Origin of the sequence: Brucella sp. RRSP16 (assembly GCF_052246815.1) — a bacterium.
Classification (GTDB): domain Bacteria; phylum Pseudomonadota; class Alphaproteobacteria; order Rhizobiales; family Rhizobiaceae; genus Brucella; species Brucella intermedia.
The window spans coordinates 283,697-302,725 of sequence record NZ_JBQQAM010000002.1; the positions used below are offsets into that span (position 1 = coordinate 283,697).

Sequence of the window (19,029 nt, forward strand, 5' to 3'; positions counted from 1 at the left end):
TCAGAAAAATTACAATCGGAACGTAATATACTCTAAAAGAATTGCAACCTTTATTTTCCTGGCACTTTTGGTGAATATTGGAGAGGCAATCGATCGTGCGGTTAACGCGAAATTATAAAAAAGAGAGCAGAGACGGGTCATGAAACGCCACCTTCCAAGACTGCTGATCGCGCTGGCATCCGCATGTGGTATTCATAGCGCGCAGGCTTCCGACACAGAGCCCCAGGCTCCGTCCTTCATCAACCAGAGGGAGCGCCTGCCATTGCCGTCCCTGCAAGCGCTCACACGGTTGAGGTTCATTACAACCGTGGACTTTCCACCGTTCAATATGCTCGGCGACCGGGGGCAGCTTTCCGGCTATAATATCGACCTTGCCAAGGCCCTTTGCCGTCAATTGGGCGTCGACGACATATGTCAGATCGAAGCTGTCCCATGGAATGAGCTGGAGGAGCGCCTGCTCAGCGGACAGGCTGAAGCCATACTGGCGGGGTGGAAGCCAACCGAAGCAAACCGGGAACAATTTGCCTATTCACGGTCCTATATGCGGCTGCCTGCGCGTTTTGCGACGACCAATGCCGGCGCTTTTAACGATGATCCGGTGACGGCCACGAAGGGCAAGAACGTCGGCGTCATTGCAGGTACCGCCCATGAACAATTGTTGAAAAGCTATTTTCCCCAGGCGGTCGCAAAACCCTACCCTGATGAACCGAGCATGCTCGCCGATCTCAGGAGCGGCAAGATCGGCACAGTCTTTCACGATGGCATGTCGCTGTCCGTGTGGCTTAACAGTCCCGAGGGCCATGCATGCTGCACCTTCGCAGCCGGCCCCTATCTGGCACCCCAGTATCTGGGCACCGGGCTCAGCATTGCCGTTGCGCAGAAAAACGCTCCCCTTGTCAGCGCCTTCGATAATGCACTGCAAGCCTTGCAGCAGAAGGGCACGCTGACGGAGCTTTACCTGCGCTATTTCCCGAACAGCTTTTACTGATCCGGACATCGGACGGGCGGGTCGTTTAATTTGTCCGCCCATTGCGTGCCATTTTGACGCAGGAGAATACTGCTACCCAACGAATTTTCAGATATTTTTGAAATTTCCGATATATCGATACTTACAGTATAAAAGTAAAATTGTTTTCCATCAAATAAATAGCACGGAAACCCGTCTTTATAGCGACATAACAATAGACAAATCAGGATAAGTTGCGCCGCTTTTAGCACAAGCGAGACGATAAATACATCCATTTATTTTGACTTGAACAAATCCGACTCCGATCAATAATCAAAGCGAGGGAGAAGGAGGATATATACAATGTTCGATGGCGTACCTGCTCAATGGCACAAGACTCCGGAACAAACAAAACGCTCGCCGAATGAAGCCGCCTATGTGTTTCTGGGCATCATGCTCGCAGCACTCAGCGTGCCGGCGACGTTCCTATGCTGGGCAATCGTTCAAAGTATCGCATCGCTTTTCTAGAGCGGTTCCTGTTCTAACAGAATCGCCGGAACCGCTCTAACTATTTGTTTTATCGCATTATCCAACGCAAAGCGGTTTCACACTTTTGCTGGAAATGCTCTGGAGCCGGGCAGTCCTCGTCCGAAGACTGGTAATCAACCATTTCCGCCCTGGCAGCAGTGCGGGTACAGGATGCAAAAAGCCCCGCCATTCGGCGGGGCTTTCGTTTGCAGCTTGAAGCGGGCTAGACGTGATTATCAGCCTGCGGGTTGGGGCTGATCGTTTCATTCACGTCTTCATCCTCCGGCCTCTTCGGAGGCTTACGAGCAATCAGACTGTAGAACATCGGAATGAAGAACGTGGCGATGAACGTTGCTGCCAACATGCCGCCGATAACGCCCGTACCGATGGAGTGACGGCTTGCCGAACCGGCACCCGAGCTGATCGCGAGCGGCACCACGCCCAGAATAAAGGCGAGCGAGGTCATCACGATCGGACGGAAGCGCAGACGAGCCGCCGACGCCGCCGCCTCGATGGCGGATTTGCCGGTCTCTCGTTCGAGCACCGCGAACTCCACGATCAGAATCGCGTTCTTCGCCGCCAGACCTATGAGCGTCACCAGACCAATCTGGAAGTAGACGTCATTGGTCAGCCCGCGCAGATCGGTCGCCAGCAACGCGCCGAAGATTGCGAAAGGCACCGCCGTTATGACAGCGAGCGGCAGGCTCCAGCGTTCATACTGCGCAGCAAGGATCAAGAACACCATGACAAGGCCGAAGATCATGGCCTGCGTGCCTGTGCCGCTGGTGGTCACTTCCTGATAGGCCGAGCCGGTCCATGCAATCTGATAGCCCTGCGGGAGAACCTCCGCAGCCACTTCCTGCATCGCCTTGATCGCGTCGCCGGAGGTGAAGCCCGGCGCCGGATTACCGGTGATCTTCGCCGCGTTGAAGGCATTGAAGCGTTCGAGCTGATCAGGACCGACAATACGCTTGACGGTGACGAGTGCATCGAGCGGGATCATGCTGCCGGAATTGGCCCGGACGAAGACATGCTTGAGATCGCTCGGATCACGACGGAACTCGGCTTCCGACTGCAAGTTGACCTGATAGTTGCGGCCAAACAGTGTAAAGTCGTTGACGTAGAGGCTGCCGAAGGTTGCCTGCATTGCAGTGAATACAGAGTTGATCGGCACACCCATAGCCTTCGCCTTTTCGCGATCAAGCTGGATGTCATACTGCGGAACGTTCGGATCGAACGTCGTGCGCACACCCTGCAACTCCGGCCGCTTGACGGCAGCCTCGGTAATGAGCTTGGTAGCCCGCGTCAGCGAATCCACACCGCCGCCCGTGCGATCCTGAACATAGAGTTCAAAGCCGCCCGTCGTGCTGAGACCCATGATCGGAGGCGGGTTGAACGCAAGAACAAGACCGTCCTTGATCCCCGCATTCATCCCCATGATGGCACCGGGAAGATTGCGCGCATCGGTTTCAGGCGTCGTGCGTTCCTTCCAGTCCTTGAGCATGATGAACATCGTGCCCGCGCTGGTTTTCAGACCGCCCGACAGAAGGTCGAAGCCGGATACCGCGAAGACGCTCTCCACAGCAGGGTTTTTCCGGATATTCGCACTCGCCTGATCGAGAACCGCCGTTGTACGTTCCAGAGAGGCCGCCGGGGGAAGCACTGCAACGCTGAACAGGAAGCCCTGATCCTCATCCGGCAACAGCGATCCCGGCACCCTTTCGAAAAGATAGTAGGTGGCGCCAAGAAGGCCCGCAAAAATGACCAGCCCAATTGCAGCGCGCTTCAGGAAGAAGCGAACGCCGCGCGAATAGCCGTCCGTCACCCGCTCGAAGAAGCGGTTGAAGATGCGGAACGGCAGCATCGGCTCATGATGACCCGGCTTTAGGATAAGCGCGCAAAGCGCCGGTGTCAGTGTCAGGGCCACGAGACCCGACAATGTCACCGAAATCGCGATGGTCACGGCGAACTGCTTGTACATTTCGCCAACCAGACCGCCCATGAAGGCGACCGGAATGAACACCGCACACAGCACAAGGACAATCGCAATCACCGGCCCCGTCACTTCGCCCATGGCCTTGATGGCGGCCTTGCGCGGCGACAGTTTTTCCGTCGTCATGATACGTTCGACGTTTTCCAGCACCACGATGGCGTCGTCGACCACGATACCGATTGCCAGTACGAGACCGAAGAGCGTCAGGAGGTTGATGGAGAAGCCCAGCACATACATGCCCGCGAAAGTACCGATAATCGAGATCGGCACCGCGATGATCGGGATAAGCGTCGCCCGCCAGTTCTGCAGGAAGATGAACACCACCAGCACGACGAGAATGATCGCCTCGATGAAGGTGTGAATCACTTCCTCGATGGAGACCTTGATGAACTTCGTCGTATCGAAGGGGATCGAATAGTCGATACCCGCCGGGAAGCTTGCCTTCAGCTCATCCATACGGTTCTGAATGAGTTCCATCGTGTTGAGCGCGTTGGCGCCGGGCTGCAGATAGATTGCAATCGGGACGGCCGAGGTGCCGTTCAGATTACTGTCGACGAGATAGCTTTCCGTGCCGAGTTCGACACGCGCAACGTCCTTGAGACGGAGCGTTGCCGCATTGGGGCTCGAACGGAGGATAATGTTCTCGAATGCTGCGGCATCCGGGAGGCGCCCCTGTGTGGTCGCGGTATAGGTGAACGGCCCGGCTTGCGGGTCAGGCTGATCGCCGAAGCGGCCTGCTGCAAACTGCGCGTTCTGTTCCTGAATGGCGGTCGAGACATCGCTCGGCGTCAGGTTATACTGCGCCAGCTTGTCGGGACGCAGCCAGATACGCATCGAATAATCGATGTTGCCGAGAAGCTGCACGTCGCCAACGCCCTGAAGGCGCTTGAGATCGTCAACCACATTGAGAAGCGCATAGTTGCCGACATAGGTGCGATCGTAGCGATCACTGTCGGAGAACATGGCGACCATGCCCAGAATTGTGGTGGAACGCTTGTCCACCGTGACGCCAAGACGCTGCACTTCCTGCGGAAGCGAGGAAGTCGCACGCTGCACGCGGTTGTTGACGTTGATCGTGGCCTGATCCGGGTCGGTGCCCAGAGCAAAGGTTACGGTCAGCTGCATCGTGCCGCTGCCGAGGCTCGAGGACTGCATATAGAGCATGTTCTCGACGCCGTTGATCTGCTGTTCCAACGGCGCGGCAACGGTCTGCGCCACCGTTTCGGCGCTGGCGCCGGGATAGGTCGCGCTGACAACAACCTGCGGCGGCGTCAGTTCGGGATACTGTGCAATCGGCAGAATCCGGATACAGATCAGGCCTGCCAGCACGAGCACAATGGAGATGACCGCCGCGAAAACGGGGCGGTCGACGAAAAATCTGTTCATTGCTTGCCTGCCGCCTGTTCTTTGCCAGCTTCGGCACCCGCCTTGTCCGGCGATGTGCTATTGCCTGCTTCGGTAGCTGCGTCGACCGGATTAACGGGCTTGCCCGGGGCTGCCTTGATAAGCCCTTCGCTAATGACGCGGTCACCTGCGTTGAGACCTTCGGAAACCAGCCAGGCATCGCTCAGTTCGCGAGCAACGGTGATCGGCCGGACTTCGACGATATTGTCCTTGTTGACCACGTAAACGAACTGCGTTTGCGGCCCCTGGAGCAATGCGGCCTTCGGGATCGTGATGGCATCCTTGACCTGGATGCCAAGAATGACAGCGCGAACGAACTGACCCGGGATCAGGCGACGCTTGGGATTCTCGACCACCGCGCGGGCACCGAGCGTACCCGTTTCCGTATCGAGCGACGAAGAGGTGAAATCGATCGTTCCTTCGTGGTCATAAGCCTGCCCGTCCCCGAACAGAACCTTGATCTTGAGACGGTCGGCATCTTCGCCCGTCGCACCGCGCTCGGCGCGCAAACGGTCGATTTCAGCGGCTTCCGTGTCCGTGAAGGAGAAGTTCACATAGACCGGGTCGAGCTGGGTAATCGAGGTCAGAAGGCTGGAAGACGCATCCGTACCGATAAGGCTGCCCTCATTGACCTGTTCGAGGCTGGTGATGCCGCTGATGGGCGCCGTCACCTTGGTATAGCTCAGATTGAGTTCAGCCGTGCGCAGCTGCGCCTTGGCTGCGGCGACAGACGCCTTGTTCAGGTCGCGCGTCGCGAAAGCCGAATCACGAACGGCAGTGCTCTGCACCTTCTGCTGGACCAGCTGTTCTGCGCGCTCCGCGTCGCGGATGGATTGCTGATACTGCGCCTCGGCCTGTGCCACCTGTGCCTGAGCCTTTTCAAGCTCCGCCTGGTAAGGTGCCGGGTCTATTTCGAACAGCACGTCGCCAGCCTTGACTTCCGTGCCTTCGATGAAATTGCGGTGAAGCAATATCCCGCCGACACGCGCACGCACCTGAACGTCGCGATAGGCACTGATACGCGCCGCATATTCGTAGGTGACAGGTACATCATGCGGCTCGACCACGGTAACAGATACCTGTGGCGGTGGCGGCGTTGCGCCGCCGGGTGCCTGCGCCAGAACGGGTTGCCCCGCAAAGACAAGAAAAGCGGCCCCTGCCGCAAAAAGCCGAATGGAACGGTTCAAAGTCATGGTGGGAGTGCCCTTGCTGTCGCGCGGTGCTGCCAATTTAACATACACGAGTGTTTGTAAATACGATCTACCGTGTTATAGTCAATCGCTCAATATTACAGATCACGAATGAGTTACCCGGATTCAAGTGGCGAACTAAGCCATCAGACTGCATTCACCCGAGAGAAATCATGCGAAGAACGAAAGCCGAGGCAGCCGAAACCCGGGAAGCCATTCTGGTGGCTGCCGAGCAGGTTTTCCTCGAGCGTGGTGTCAACCAATCTACACTGATGGAAATTGCCTGTCATGCCGGAGTGACGCGGGGTGCGATTTATTTCCACTTCCGCGACAAGGTGGAGATTCTTCGCACCATCATCGGCAATGTCCGGTTTCCGCAAGAAGAAATCATGCTGCAGGCTGCGGCCGTCAACCACCCCAATCCGATGCATGTGCTCGAGCAGTCGATCATTCAGGCGCTGCAGCTTTTCTCGAACAACGAGCGTCAGCAGAACATTTTCATCATTATCAACCAGCGATGCGAATTCGTCGGCGAAATGGCCCCGCTTGAAGATCGCCTTCGCGAAGCGCGCGCCAACGTCCTCTCCCTGTTCGCAGGATTGCTGGACGTGGCTGCAAGACGCGGGGAGCTTTCAAAGGAATGGACCGCAGACACGGCGGCACCGATCCTGCTGTCCCTTCTAAGCGGCCTTCTCAACGAATGGTTGCGAGGCGACCGGAACTATGATCTTGTCACCTACGGTGGCAGGGCAATCTCGATACTCGTTCAATCTCTTAGAAATCCGGCATTCGAAGCTCATCAAACATAGTTGTCGGGCCCAATTTCGATATGCCTGCCCCGCCGGACAGGCTATTTTCACGATGGCCGGTTTCAACCAATCGTGATTGTCAAACCGCAAAATTGGGAGAGACGCTCGACTCTTTTATAATTTACGCTTACGTCAATGTAACTCTTGCGAAGAAATTAAAACTCGACCACATTTACCAATGAGGAAGCCTTCCGGGGGGCGGATGGCTTGGGAGACGGCGGGGCGCACATGCGGCCCAATTTAGGACGGAGCGATCCGGGGAGAAGAAATGGCGAAAAAGACGACTGGGCAAAGTGCATCCGTAGTTGAATCCATGACCGCCGGATCGCCAGCCAATGGCGCGCCGACGCAGGAAAAGATCTGGTTCAAATCATATCCGGCTGGCGTTCCGCACGAGATCGATCTGAGCACGGCAACTTCCATCGGCGATATGATTCTGGCATCTTGCCGGCAATTCGCCTCCAGCCCAGCCTTCACCTGCATGGGCAAGGATCTGTCCTACAAGGAACTCGACGAATATTCGCGTGCGCTGGCTGCTTTTCTCCAGTCGCGCGGTCTCGTGAAGGGCGACCGCGTTGCGGTGATGATGCCGAATATCCTGCATTATCCGATTGCCTTCACGGCCATTCTCCGCGCAGGTTTCGTCGTCGTGAACGTCAATCCGCTATATACGCCGCGAGAACTGGAACATCAGTTGAAGGATTCCGGCGCCAAAGCATTGATCGTTTTGGAAAATTTTGCGTCGACGGTGGAAAAGACCCTCAATTCGATCAACGTTCCCAATATCATCGTCGCGTCCATGGGCGACATGCATGGATTCAAGGGCCACATCATCAATCTGGTCGTGCGCCGCGTGAAGAAAATGGTTCCGGCGTGGAACATTCCGGAGCATATCCGTTTCAAGGACGCATTGGCTCAAGGTCGTGCCCTATCCTTCAACCCGGTTCCGGTACAAGGTTCCGACCTTGCCTTCCTGCAATATACCGGAGGCACGACCGGCATCTCGAAAGGCGCCATGCTGACCCATAGCAACATCCTTGCGAATGTGGAGCAGATGCATACCTGGATGGAGGTTGCCTTCCGCAACAAGGGCAAGCCGAAGGCGCTGAATTTCGTGTGTGCGCTGCCGCTCTATCACATCTTCGCGCTTACCGTGAATGCGATGATCGGCATCAAGCTTGGTGCGCGAAATATCCTCATTCCCAATCCGCGCGATATTGCTGGCTTCGTCAAGGAACTGAGGAAATTCCCGTTCCATATCTTCCCGGGCCTCAACACTCTTTTCAATGGCCTCATGAATAATCCAGATTTCCAGACCCTGGATTTCAAACCTCTTATTCTCACTCTCGGCGGCGGAATGGCTGTACAACGTCCTGTGGCCGAACGCTGGCAGAAAATGACCGGTTGTCACATCACCGAAGGATATGGCCTTTCCGAGACTTCGCCCGTCGCCTGCGCCAACGCGCTGGATGCAACCGAGTTCTCCGGAACCATCGGCCTGCCGATGCCGTCAACCGATGTTGCGATCCGCGATGATGATGGAAACGACCTCGCTCTCGGTGAGGTCGGCGAAATCTGCGTGCGCGGACCGCAGGTGATGACGGGTTACTGGAACCGCCCGGACGAAACCAAGCGTGCAATCATGCCCGACGGATTTTTCCGGACCGGCGACATGGGTTTCATGGACGAGCGGGGCTATACCAAAATCGTCGACCGCAAGAAGGACATGATCCTTGTTTCCGGCTTCAATGTTTATCCGAACGAAATCGAGGAAGTAGCCGCAGGTCATCCCGGCATCGTGGAATCGGCTGCCATTGGCATACCGAACGAACATTCCGGCGAAGTCGTGAAACTGTTCGTCGTGCGCAGCGATCTCAACCTCACTGAAGACGAAGTCAAAGCCTATTGCGCCGAGCGCCTTACCAATTACAAGCGCCCGCGCGAAGTCGAGTTCCGCGAAAGCCTGCCGAAAAGCAATGTCGGCAAGATCTTGCGCCGCGAACTTCGTGACTGAGAACGGTAAAACTTGAAAACAAATGCGGCCGGACTTTCATCCGGCCGCATTTGTTTCAGACAGCATCAGGCAGAGGGTGGCGCCAAGGGCTGCACGATCTCCTGAAACGGTGCCAGCGCTTCGCATCGAGCGGCCAGACCAGCCAATGAGGGGTATTTCTGCTCATCGAAGAGATGTGGATGGGCTTCACGAAGAAAGCGCAGTGCACAGGTCGCAGCAATATCGGCATGCCCGATATCATCTCCGAACCAATATGGTGATTTTCGTTCTGAAAGGTCGTTCTCCAGCACGTCCAGCACCCGGGCGATCTGCGTTTCGCAACGCTCTACCCAAACGTTTGATTTTTCGCTTCGCAGCAAACCTTCATAGAGCAGGCTTACGGCTTTATCGGCAAGACCGGTAGAAAGCGCGCATATCTTCAATGCCTGACGACGCTCGGCACCTCTTGGCGCGATCAACGGATGTTTGCCGTTGGCGATCTCATCGAGATAATCGAGTATCGCCGCGCTTTCGATCGCGACCTCGCCATCATCCAGTACAAGCGTCGGCACGCGGCTCAGCGGATTGAATTCCGCAAGCCTGTCACGATCACCGAACGTCGACCATGGTTTGTGTTCAAATGGCAGGCCGTAAAGCCGCATGGCGATAGCGACACGCCGCACAAAAGGAGAATCATACTGGCCGATCAGGATCATGGGTATAGCTCGCCGCGAACGTTAAACGTCCTGCCATGCTACTCCATGCCAATTCCGCCGCAAGAGCAGCAAGAATGAATTGTGGTGACGCTTCCATTCAATCCGTTGAATGGAAGCGACGACTTAACGTTTCAGCAATTCGGGCAGGCCGGCCACGCTATCCAGCACGATATCGGCGTGGGGTTCCAGTGCTTCGCGAGGACTGTTGCCCGATAGAACGCCGACTGCCAGTCCCGCACCGGCTGCGTGGGCTGTCTCCAGGTCATGAAGATTGTCGCCGACCATGGCGATCTCATGCGGAGCAAGCCCCAGCTTTTCTGCAAAATAAAGCAGGGGATCGGGATAGGGTTTTGGACGCGCCGCCGTGTTGTAGCCGATCACGACGTCGAAAAAACCGTCGACACCCAGCGCTTTGGCCGTGGCGTGCGCGCCAGCCTCGGAATCGTTGGTGGCGATACCTAGCCGGAACCCCATGGTGCGAAGCGTTTCGAGCGTTTCATGCAAAGCTTCTACGGCCACAGCAGAACGTGCGCCTTCGGTGACGCAGTAAGCGTCATATTCTTCGATAAGCTCGCGCGATTGCTCGGACACCACATCAGGGTGCCAAAGCGAAACAATGTCTTCGACCGTACCGGCCGCGATGACTGAATTGGCCCGGAAACGCTCGGTCAGCCAGTCATAGCCCCCAGCGTCGAGCAATGCGCGGGCCCGCAGTTCATCCCCCTTTGCGGCTCGCTGCGCAAGCTGCCAGGAGATTGAAAACCAGGTCCGGTCGAAGTCGATCAAGGTGCCGTCCTTGTCGAAGAGGACGGCACGGATTGATCTGATGCGTTCTTCGGAAAGCTTTTCGCTCATGCTTCAAGCGCGCCGGCACGCTTCTTGACGGCAGAAGGCTTCACCCCCAGCAATTTGAGAAGATCATCGCCACGGCGCACATAGCGCAGCGAACGACGGGTCAAAATGCGCCCGTCCTGCGGTGCCGTGAGCGTAATGTCGCCTTCCGGTTCACCCGGTTTCGTAACCACCGTGACGAGCTTCGCGCCTGCTTTGACTTCATCGCCGGGCGCTACATGATAGAGCACCATGCCGCCCTCCGGCGCCCGCAGCATCTCGACATGCGAGAGCGGCGTGACAAGGCCCTTATACTCGGTTTCGAGCTTCACATTGTCGTCGCGAACGACACCGCGATGTACGAGGAATTTATACAAGCCCTCGGCGTCGCCCTTGCCCATATCGGGATAAACATCGCTCAAGCCGCGAAATTCGACTGTCGTCACCGCGCGGCGCTTCATGTTGCGCTTGTCCGCTGGCAATTGCAGGACAGGATGCGCGCAGGCTTCCTCAAAAGCTGCGTCGGCAGTCGTATCCCATGCGAGGATCGCCGTCGAATTGAGCGCGATGGCCAGATCTTTCATGTCCTCGGCAAATTCTTCAGCGATGTAGACGTAGTTTTCGCTCTCGTCGTCGCAATGCAGATCGAGAACGATGTCGTTCGGCAGAGCCAGCTTCAAAAGCGTCGCCTTCAGGCGCTGTGCCAGTGAGATCGGCGCATCCGGCTCCGGCAGTTCAGACGTGTTGAAATCCGGCAGCAGCGGGAAGGCGCGGTTGAAATTGGTCAGCGAGAAAGTTTCGAAGCGACCGAGATGCTGATGGGCCTGCCACTGATTGGAGCCGATCGGATTTGCCTGTGGAACAACGGTGATATTGCCGAGAACGCGCCCTTCCTCGGCCGCTTTCTTCAACATCGGAACCAGGAAATGAAGAGCCGCCTGCCCCGGAAGTTCGGCACCGTGAAGCGACGATTGCAAATAGGCGGAAGGCACATCGCTGTCCTTGCCGGCAAAGCGCAGCACGCGCAACTCGATGGCATTTCCCGGTACATCGCCGGCAAATTTCACAATCTCGGTTTTCATTTCATGTCCCATTCTATTCCTCATGAAGAGAGCCGGATTACGAACCCGGCTCTCTTTCATTTCTAATTGTGCAGAGAATGCCGTCAAGCTTTCCTTCGCGCATGCAGATGGGCGACAAGCCCTTGTGTGGAAGCGTCGCGACCATCGCTGGTTTGCTCGCCTGAGACAACCGGCAAGAGTTCGGTGGCAAGTTCCTTGCCAAGCTCGACGCCCCATTGATCGAAAGCGTTGATGCCGAAAATCTGCGCCTCGACGAAAACACGATGCTCATAGAGCGCGACCAGACGCCCGAAAGCGAACGGGTCAAGCTTGTCGTGAACCAGCGTCAACGAAGGACGGTTGCCCGAGAAGACGCGATGGGGCGCAATGCGTTCCACTTCGCTTTCGGCAAGGTTCTTCGCCTTCAACTGCGCCCGCGCTTCGTCCAGCGTGCGGCCCTTCATCAAAGCTTCCGACTGCGCAAGGCAGTTTGCGAGCAGCATTTCATGCTGGTGGTCAAGGTGCTTTTCATGACCTTTCGCCGCAACGATGAATTCAAGCGGGATGGTGTCGGTACCCTGATGCAGAAGCTGGAAGAAGGCGTGCTGGCCGTTGGTGCCGGGCTCGCCCCATACGACCGGGCCGGTCGGGCCGGAAACCGGCTTGCCATCGACCGTGACGCTCTTGCCATTCGATTCCATATCCAGTTGCTGCAGATAGGCAGGCAGGCGGGCCAGACGCTGATCGTAGGGAATGATCGCACGGCTGCCATAGCCGCAGATGGCGCGGTGCCAGTAACCGATGAGGCCCAGCCAAATGGGCAGGTTTTTTTCCAGCGGCGCATCGCGGAAATGCACATCCATCGAATGTGCGCCTGCCAGAAACTTGCGGAAGTTGTCCGGTCCAATCGCGATCATGACCGGCAGGCCGATGGCCGACCACACCGAATATCGTCCGCCGACCCAGTCCCAGAAACCAAAAACCCGATCTTCGGCTATGCCAAAGGCGGCTACCTTGTCCAGCGCCGTCGAGACTGCGGCGAAATGGGCGCCTACGGCTGCTTCGCCAAGCGCTTCGGCTATCCATTTGCGCGCGGTCTGCGCATTGGTCATGGTTTCGATGGTCGTGAACGTCTTGGAAGCGATAATGACGAGCGTCGTCGCGGGATCAAGGATGCCGAGCGTATCGGCAATATGAGCGCCGTCGATATTGGAGACGAAATGCGCGCGCGGGCCATCATGATAGGGAGAAAGCGCGAGCGTCGCCATGACGGGACCGAGATCGGAGCCGCCAATGCCGATATTGACGATATCGGTGATCTTCTTGCCGGTTGCGCCCTTGATAGCGCCCGACCGGATGCCATCCGAAAATGCCGCCATACGGTCCAGCACTTCCTTCACGTCCGGCAGGACATTGTGTCCGTCGACGAGCACTTCCTTCGAGGAAGTATCGCGCAGAGCGACGTGGAGAACGGCACGATCCTCGGTATTGTTGATATGCTCGCCTGCAAACATCGCCGCGCGACGGCCTTCAACATCGGCAGCACCGGCCAGCTCCTTGAGGAGCCCGATCGTTTCGTCATTGACCCGGCATTTCGACCAGTCGAACAGAAGGTCATCCAGGGACAACGAATACCGCTCGAACCGACCCGGATCCGATTTGAACGCTGCCCGCATGTCCTGCGGAGCCGAATCTGCCCAATGCTTTTTCAGCTTTGCGACCGTTGCTTCAAGCTTCGTCGCGTCTCTTGCCATGATGCTACTCCCGAATCAAATCGATTTAATTGCGGACATTAAGCGCTTTAGAGAGGATTTGCGGCAAATAAATTACCGAACTTCCAATTTGGACAGGGTGTCATATACACCATATTGATCAATTTAGGGTGATCCACCTCGGAGTGAACCATGGACCTGACTGGAGAAGAGCGGATAGCGGCACCGAGACAAGCAGTCTGGGATGCGCTGAACGACATTGAGACGCTGAAATCCTGCATTCCGGGCTGTGAAGATATCGAGCGAATTTCGGACACGGAAATACGGGCTGCGCTCAAGGTGAGTTTCGGAATCCTGAAGGTTCGCTTTCACGGGATTCTGGAATTGTCGAATATGAAACCGCCGATCTCCTATACGATCTCCGGCCACGGTGAAGGTTCCATAGCCGGATTTGCGCATGGGGCGACCGATGTGCGGCTGGACGAAGATGGCGAGGATACTATTCTGTCCTACGCCATACGTGGCGATGCGGGCGGCAAGGTAGCGCAGATCGGCACTAAACTGCTCGGTTCGGTCGCACGCAAGATCGCAGACCGCTTCTTCGCCAATATCGCAGAAGCGGCGTCGAACGCCGCCGCAAAAACGACCTGATCAGGCTTCATTCTTGTAAAGCTGTAACGTTCTTCCTTAACAACCAAGTATTCAAAGTTTCGAATACTTCCTGAAAGTCCGCTGGCATGAAACCCAGAGATATCGCGACCTATGTTTTTCTTTCCGTAGCATGGGGGTTATCGTTCCTCGTGGTCTTGCGCGTCGTAGAAGCCTTTGGCTGGGTCGGCGCGGTGGCTTTCCGTTCCTTCATTGCGGCCGGAACGCTCTTTGCAATTGCGAAACTCTCCGGCCGCAGGCTGGATTTTCATGCTGGCTGGAAACCTTTCGCCGTGGTTGGCGCAACCACGGTTGCGGGCCAGCTGATCGGCCTTTCTTACGGCACCCCGCTGATCGGAACGGCGATGGCCGCGATCTGCGTGGCATCCATTCCGCTCTTCTCGATGATCATCAGCCAGTTCTGGGGGCTTGAGCGCATTACGTCGCGCGGGCTTGTCGGGCTGCTGCTTGGCGTTACCGGCATCGTGCTCTTGGTTGGTTTCCCGGCTGTTGCCGTCACGCCCGCCTTCATCATGGGCTGTGTCGCCGTGCTTTTCTCCTGCTTTTCCGCAGCTTTCGGCAGCAACTATGCCAGCCGCCGCCTTTCCGGCACCGGTTCGTGGGAAACCACCATCGGTGCATTCGTTTTTGGCGGCATCCTCTCCTTGCCGCTCATTTTCGCGGTGCCTGTGCCAGCCATGCCGGGGTTGGCTGATTTTGGATATCTGCTCATCTCGGCCTGCGTGATGAGCGCCCTCACCTATGTGCTCTATTTCAAGCTGGTCGGAAGTGTCGGGCCGACGAAGGCCATCAGCGTCGAGTTCGTCGTGACGGTCATCGCGGTTCTGGTAGGCGCCGTCTTCCTGAAGGAGCAGCTTTCCCTGATCCAGTTCGTCGGTGCCGCCGTCATCATCGGTGGTTGCGCCCTGGTGCTAAGCTCTCGCCCTGCACTTCCCAAGGAGACGGAAATTCTCCCTGAGCAGACAAGCGCGATAGAGGCAAGAAGCGGCCTCAAGTCCGACCCGTTGTGATCCCGCATTTCTGCCGAACATTGAAGGCCCGTGCTTCCAAAGCCGGGCCTTCCGTCCTGAACGCGCCCATTTCCATAAATTGACCAGATGATAAAAAATTTGACCTTCCGAGAAAATCTGTCATCCTGTCCTTAACGGGCATCATGCGGCGGCAAAGATCGCGGCCCGGTACATAGTTGCGGCGCGCAAAGGGAACCCGCGCCTGAACAAGCAAAAATGGGAGATGCGGTCGATGAGATCAGCAGAGAATTCGCCTATTGATGCAATAGATAATCCGGGACACGCAAACGGGCCTGACATCCGTGGGGCAAGGCTTGACAAGGCCGACTATGCGCATGTTTTCGACGATCTGCATCCACCGCTTACCAAGCACGAAGCCCTGGTCGAGTCCGATCGCTGCTATTTCTGCTACGACGCTCCGTGCATGAATGCCTGCCCGACGGGCATCGATATTCCGATGTTCATTCGACAGATCAATGCGGGCAATCCGGTTGGGGCAGCGAAGACCATCCTTTCGGAAAACATTCTGGGCGGCATGTGCGCTCGCGTATGCCCGACAGAAACGCTCTGCGAAGAAGTGTGCGTTCGCGAAATTTCGGAAGGCAAGCCGGTCAAGATCGGTGAATTGCAGCGCTATGCCACCGACGTTTTGATGGAAACCGGCAATCATCCATTCAAGCGCGCGCCTGAAACCGGCAAGCACATTGCCGTGGTTGGCGCGGGTCCGGCAGGTATCTCCGCTGCCCATCGCCTTGCCATGCATGGCCATAAGGTGACCATCTTCGAAGCCCGGCCCAAAGGCGGCGGCCTCAACGAATATGGTATCGCGGCCTACAAGACGGTCAATAATTTCGCGCAGCGCGAACTCGAATTCGTGCTCAAGATCGGTGCGATCAATGTCGAATATAACCAGACGCTCGGTCAGGACATCACTATCGAGGCGCTGAAAGCTGGCTATGACGCGGTCTTCCTCGGAATGGGCATGCCGGGCGTCAATGATCTGGGCCTTTCTGGCGAAGACGCGCCAAACGTTATCGATGCGGTCGACTACATCGCCAATCTGCGCCAGGCAAAAGACCTCTCATCCCTGCCCGTCGGCCGCAACGTGGTGGTCATCGGCGGCGGCATGACCGCAGTGGACGTAGCGATCCAGACCAAGAAGCTCGGCGCTGAAAACGTGACCATCGTCTATCGCCGCGGTCAGGAGAACATGAATGCCAGCGCCTATGAACAGGAACTGGCACAGATTCACGGCGTGGTCATTCGCCACTGGCTGCAGCCCCACGCGCTTGAACGGAACGAAGACGGCACCGTCAATGCCGTGGTGTTTGAATATACCGCTATCGAAGACGGCAGGCTTTCCGGCACCGGGGAATATCTCATTCTTGAAGCCGATCAGGTCTTCAAGGCTATCGGCCAGAAGTTCGAACCGGAACCGCTGGCGGGTTCGGGCATCGGGCTTTCCAGGGGACGGATCAGCGTGGACGACGAACGTCGCACGTCGGTCGAGGGCATATGGGCAGGCGGTGATTGCGTGGCAGGCGGCAAGGACCTGACCGTCGCATCGGTGGAAGATGGCAAGGTCGCCGCTGAATCGATCCATGCAACGCTGATCAAACGCCCCCAGGCAATCGAAGGCTTTGCCGATGCAGTGCTTTCAGGAGGCGCGCTCCATGCCCCGGCATCGGCTGTGCGGGACCGCGGCGTTCATCTGGGCCAGGAACAGGGCTGAGGAGATAGAAAATGGCTGATCTTTCAACGAATTTCCTCGGCATCAAGTCTCCCAATCCCTTCTGGCTGGCTTCTGCCCCGCCGACCGACAAAGCCTATAATGTGGAGCGTGCCTTCAAGGCCGGCTGGGGCGGCGTGGTCTGGAAGACGCTTGGCGCGGAAGGCCCGCCGGTGGTCAATGTCAATGGGCCGCGCTATGGCGCGATCCATGGTGCCGACCGGCGCCTGCTCGGTCTTAACAATATCGAGCTGATTACCGACAGGCCGCTCGAAGTCAATCTGCGTGAAATGAAGGAAGTGAAGATGCGCTGGCCCGACCGCGCATTGATCGCTTCGATCATGGTGCCATGCGAGGAAGAGGCATGGAAGGCCATCCTGCCTCTGGTGGAAGAAACCGGCGCTGACGGCATCGAACTGAACTTCGGCTGTCCGCACGGCATGAGCGAACGCGGCATGGGTGCGGCTGTCGGTCAGGTGCCGGAATATGTCGCCATGGTCGTCAAATGGTGCAAGCAGTATAGCCGGATGCCGGTGATCACCAAGCTGACGCCGAACATCACCGATATTCGCAAGCCTGCCCGTGGCGCCCATGCGGCGGGGACCGATGCGGTGTCGCTGATCAACACGATCAATTCCATCGTGTCGGTCGATCTGGACAGCATGTCGCCGGTCCCGTCCATTGACGGTCGCGGCAGCCACGGCGGCTATTGCGGCCCTGCGGTCAAGCCGATTGCGCTGAACATGGTGGCGGAAATCGCACGCGATCCTGAAACGCGCGGCCTGCCGATTTCAGGCATCGGCGGCATCACCACCTGGCGCGATGCGGCAGAATTCATCGCGCTCGGCTGCGGCACGGTGCAGGTCTGCACGGCGGCGATGACCTATGGCTTCAAGGTCGTTCAGGAAATGATCGACGGTCTTTCCGACTGGATGGACAGCAAGGGTTATCAGACGCTGGATGATTTCCGCGGCATGGCCGTTGGCCACGTCAGCGACTGGCAATATCTCAACCTCAACTACGTCACCAAGGCGCGGATCAATCAGGATCTCTGCATCAAATGCGGGCGTTGCCATATCGCCTGCGAGGATACCTCGCACCAGGCGATCACCAATCTGGTCAATGGCGCGCGGCACTTTGAGGTGATCGACGAGGAATGCGTTGGCTGCAATCTTTGCGTCAATGTCTGCCCGGTCGAGGACTGCATCACGATGGAGCAGATCGGCGGTTTCGATCCGCGCACCAAGGCGCCGATCCCGGCGCAATATGCCAACTGGACGACTCATCCGAACAATCCGATGGCGGTGAAAGAGGCTGCGGAATAAAACAAAACGCCGGGCAAAAGCCCGGCGTTTTCATTTTGATATTTGGTTTTTAGCTGCTGACGCGCATTCCCTTTTCCGGCTCGAACACATGGCTCGTGGCCGGATCAATGGCAATGGTCAGCACATCGCCGGGGCGCACCGTCAGCCGCTCGCGGAACAGGCAGGTAACCGGCTGGTCGCCGAGCTTGCCCATCACCATGATTTCCGAGCCCGTCGGCTCGACGATTTCGACCGTGACCGGCACGCCCTTATCGGCGATCTTCATATGCTCGGGGCGCATGCCATAAACGGCCTTGCCCGAAAGGCTTGCATAATCGCCTTCAGGAAGCGGCATACGGAAGCCGCCATCGGCCACAAACGAGCCTTCCTCGATCTTGCCGTTGACGAAGTTCATCGATGGAGACCCTATGAAGCCCGCGACAAACATATTGGCCGGACGGTCATAAAGATCGAGCGGTGCGCCGATCTGCTCCACCAGACCATCGCGCATGACGACGATCTTGTCCGCCATGGTCATCGCTTCGATCTGATCGTGGGTCACGTAGATCGTGGTGGTCTTCAGGCGCTGATGCAGACCTTTGATCTCACCGCGCATCTGCACACGCAGCTTGGCGTCGAGATTGGACAGCGGCTCATCGAACAGAAACACTTGCGGGTCACGAACAATCGCACGGCCCATGGCCACGCGCTGGCGCTGGCCGCCGGAAAGCTGGCGCGGGAAGCGGTCGAGCAGCTTGTTGAGGCCGAGGATTTCAGCGGCGCGCGCCACACGGCTGTCGCGTTCTTCCTTCGGTGCATTCTTCAGCATGAGCGCGAAGCCCATATTGTCGGCCACCGTCATATGCGGATAGAGCGCATAATTCTGGAACACCATGGCGATATCGCGTTCCTTGGCGCGCAGGTCGTTGACCACGCGGGGACCGATGGCGATTTCGCCGTCGCTAATTTCCTCAAGCCCTGCGATCATGCGCAGAAGCGTCGATTTTCCGCAGCCCGACGGGCCGACCAGCACGACGAATTCACCGTCCTGGATATCCACTGACACGCCATGCAGCACGCCGACATTGCCATATTTCTTGATTGCATTTCGGATGGATACAGATGCCATCTTGA

The 19,029-nt window shown here is 57.2% G+C and carries 15 protein-coding genes; 8 read left to right on the forward strand and 7 right to left on the reverse strand.

The genetic code is table 11. The features are described from left to right. The first annotated feature begins 139 nt into the window (after window positions 1-139). Both ACS5UA_RS04535 and ACS5UA_RS04540 read left to right on the forward strand, forming a co-directional pair. Window positions 140-988 (forward strand): transporter substrate-binding domain-containing protein, encoded by an 849-nt coding sequence (locus tag ACS5UA_RS04535; RefSeq protein WP_021586275.1) that lies wholly within the window; start codon window positions 140-142, stop codon window positions 986-988. A gap of 321 nt (window positions 989-1,309) precedes the next feature. Further along, on the forward strand, window positions 1,310-1,474 hold the full coding sequence (locus ACS5UA_RS04540; protein WP_021586276.1) for a hypothetical protein: 165 nt from the start codon (window positions 1,310-1,312) through the stop codon (window positions 1,472-1,474). Between the two features lie 223 nt (window positions 1,475-1,697). Here ACS5UA_RS04540 and bepE read toward each other — a convergent pair whose 3' ends face one another. Both bepE and ACS5UA_RS04550 read right to left on the reverse strand, forming a co-directional pair. After that, window positions 1,698-4,853 carry a multidrug efflux RND transporter permease subunit BepE gene (gene bepE / locus ACS5UA_RS04545; protein ID WP_021586277.1) on the reverse strand — a complete coding sequence of 1,052 codons (3,156 nt, stop codon included), beginning with the start codon at window positions 4,851-4,853 and terminating at the stop codon, window positions 1,698-1,700. After that, window positions 4,850-6,064, reverse strand: coding sequence for an efflux RND transporter periplasmic adaptor subunit (locus tag ACS5UA_RS04550; protein ID WP_006471074.1), 1,215 nt, complete (start codon window positions 6,062-6,064; stop codon window positions 4,850-4,852). The genes bepE and ACS5UA_RS04550 overlap by 4 nt, the downstream gene beginning before the upstream one ends. 170 nt (window positions 6,065-6,234) lie before the next feature. Between ACS5UA_RS04550 and ACS5UA_RS04555 the strand changes: the two genes are divergently transcribed. Both ACS5UA_RS04555 and ACS5UA_RS04560 read left to right on the forward strand, forming a co-directional pair. After that, window positions 6,235-6,870 (forward strand): TetR family transcriptional regulator, encoded by a 636-nt coding sequence (locus ACS5UA_RS04555; RefSeq protein WP_006471075.1) that lies wholly within the window; start codon window positions 6,235-6,237, stop codon window positions 6,868-6,870. A gap of 268 nt (window positions 6,871-7,138) precedes the next feature. Then, window positions 7,139-8,884: a long-chain fatty acid--CoA ligase gene (locus ACS5UA_RS04560; protein ID WP_021586278.1), complete on the forward strand. Its 1,746-nt coding sequence runs from the start codon at window positions 7,139-7,141 to the stop codon at window positions 8,882-8,884. Between the two features lie 65 nt (window positions 8,885-8,949). Here ACS5UA_RS04560 and ACS5UA_RS04565 read toward each other — a convergent pair whose 3' ends face one another. The 4 genes from ACS5UA_RS04565 to pgi all read right to left on the reverse strand — a co-directional run bounded on the left by ACS5UA_RS04565 (window position 8,950) and on the right by pgi (window position 13,225). Beyond that, window positions 8,950-9,579, reverse strand: coding sequence for a glutathione S-transferase family protein (locus ACS5UA_RS04565; RefSeq protein WP_021586279.1), 630 nt, complete (start codon window positions 9,577-9,579; stop codon window positions 8,950-8,952). A gap of 123 nt (window positions 9,580-9,702) precedes the next feature. Next, window positions 9,703-10,434 carry an HAD family hydrolase gene (locus ACS5UA_RS04570; protein WP_021586280.1) on the reverse strand — a complete coding sequence of 244 codons (732 nt, stop codon included), beginning with the start codon at window positions 10,432-10,434 and terminating at the stop codon, window positions 9,703-9,705. Next, window positions 10,431-11,492: a succinylglutamate desuccinylase/aspartoacylase family protein gene (locus ACS5UA_RS04575; RefSeq protein WP_025089717.1), complete on the reverse strand. Its 1,062-nt coding sequence runs from the start codon at window positions 11,490-11,492 to the stop codon at window positions 10,431-10,433. Before ACS5UA_RS04575 ends, ACS5UA_RS04570 begins: the two co-directional genes overlap by 4 nt. Window positions 11,493-11,575: 83 nt before the next feature. Continuing rightward, on the reverse strand, window positions 11,576-13,225 hold the full coding sequence (gene pgi, locus ACS5UA_RS04580) for a glucose-6-phosphate isomerase (protein WP_021586282.1): 1,650 nt from the start codon (window positions 13,223-13,225) through the stop codon (window positions 11,576-11,578). Between the two features lie 150 nt (window positions 13,226-13,375). On the opposite strand from pgi, the gene ACS5UA_RS04585 reads away from it, so the two are divergent. The 4 genes from ACS5UA_RS04585 to preA all read left to right on the forward strand — a co-directional run bounded on the left by ACS5UA_RS04585 (window position 13,376) and on the right by preA (window position 17,916). Further along, the gene (locus ACS5UA_RS04585; RefSeq protein ID WP_006466016.1) at window positions 13,376-13,834 is read left to right on the forward strand and encodes an SRPBCC family protein; all 459 of its coding nucleotides are present in this window, start codon (window positions 13,376-13,378) and stop codon (window positions 13,832-13,834) included. A gap of 86 nt (window positions 13,835-13,920) precedes the next feature. Continuing rightward, the gene (locus tag ACS5UA_RS04590) at window positions 13,921-14,862 is read left to right on the forward strand and encodes a DMT family transporter (protein WP_021586283.1); all 942 of its coding nucleotides are present in this window, start codon (window positions 13,921-13,923) and stop codon (window positions 14,860-14,862) included. Window positions 14,863-15,085: 223 nt separating this feature from the next. Continuing rightward, window positions 15,086-16,594 carry an NAD(P)-dependent oxidoreductase gene (locus tag ACS5UA_RS04595; protein WP_025089718.1) on the forward strand — a complete coding sequence of 503 codons (1,509 nt, stop codon included), beginning with the start codon at window positions 15,086-15,088 and terminating at the stop codon, window positions 16,592-16,594. Window positions 16,595-16,605: 11 nt separating this feature from the next. Beyond that, entirely contained in the window at window positions 16,606-17,916 is a 1,311-nt protein-coding gene (preA, locus tag ACS5UA_RS04600; protein WP_021586285.1) for an NAD-dependent dihydropyrimidine dehydrogenase subunit PreA, read from the forward strand. A gap of 49 nt (window positions 17,917-17,965) precedes the next feature. Here the strand turns inward: preA and ACS5UA_RS04605 are convergent, their stop codons facing one another. Then, on the reverse strand, window positions 17,966-19,024 hold the full coding sequence (locus ACS5UA_RS04605) for an ABC transporter ATP-binding protein (RefSeq protein ID WP_021586286.1): 1,059 nt from the start codon (window positions 19,022-19,024) through the stop codon (window positions 17,966-17,968). Window positions 19,025-19,029: the final 5 nt, after the last annotated feature.